The organism is Nonomuraea diastatica, from assembly GCF_004349015.1.
In the GTDB taxonomy this organism is placed as follows: Bacteria; Actinomycetota; Actinomycetes; order Streptosporangiales; family Streptosporangiaceae; genus Nonomuraea; species Nonomuraea diastatica.
This window is the reverse complement of sequence record NZ_SMKP01000445.1, coordinates 1-827: the sequence shown is the minus strand read 5'-3', so window position 1 is coordinate 827 and position 827 is coordinate 1. Positions and strand designations below refer to the sequence as shown.

Here is an 827-nt window from a genome sequence, read left to right as displayed (position 1 = left end):
GTGACGAAGAGTCGCAACGGCCTGCTGATCAGCACACGCGCGAAGAACACCGAGGCCGGGTGCGGCGCCTGTGGCACGTCGAGCCGGCGTGTCCACAGCCGGTACCGCCGACTTCTGCAGGATGTAACCTGCGGCGAGGTGCCCGTGACCATCGACCTGGAGGTGCGGAGGTGGTTCTGCGGCAACCCTGACTGCCGGGTGCGCACCTTCGCCGAGCAGGTGCCTGAGCTGGCCTCCAGGTACGCGCGGCGGACCTCGTCACTGAGTCGGCTGCTGAAGCACATCGCGTTGGCCCTGGCCGGGCGCGCTGGGGCGCGCTTGGCCGCTCACCTGGGCATCTTCGTGTCCCGCTCCCTGCTGATCAGGCTGATCCGGGCGCTGCCCGACCCCGAGGTCGGCTCGGTCACGGTCCTGGGCGTGGACGACCTCGCCAAACGGCGCGGCCAGTCCTACGCCACGATCCTCATCGACATGGCCACCCACCGGCCCATCGACGTCCTGGACGGCCGCACCAGCGAGGTCTTCGCCGCCTGGCTGCGTGAGCATCCTGGCATGCAGGTGATCTACCGCGACAGGGCCGGCGGTTACGCCGACGGCGCCCGCGAGGGCGCGCCGGAGGCGATCGAAGTCGCTGACAGGTGGCATCTGTGGCACAACCTGTGCACCGCGGTCGAATCCACCATCCGTGCCCATCGCGCCGACCTGGCCGAGCTCCCACCCCAGACGCCACCCGCCGATGAGGAACCAACGGCCGACACAGCCCCTGACGTGCCGCAATCCCGGACGGCGCTCCGCACCCGAGAACGCCACGCCGTCATCCACGCCCT

General features: G+C 70.1%; 1 protein-coding gene. It reads left to right on the top strand.

Annotated elements, in window-relative coordinates; translation table 11 throughout:
* Positions 1-827, top strand: an 827-nt coding sequence (locus E1294_RS52090; protein ID WP_132520808.1) for an ISL3 family transposase, incomplete at its 3' end; no start/stop codon positions are given.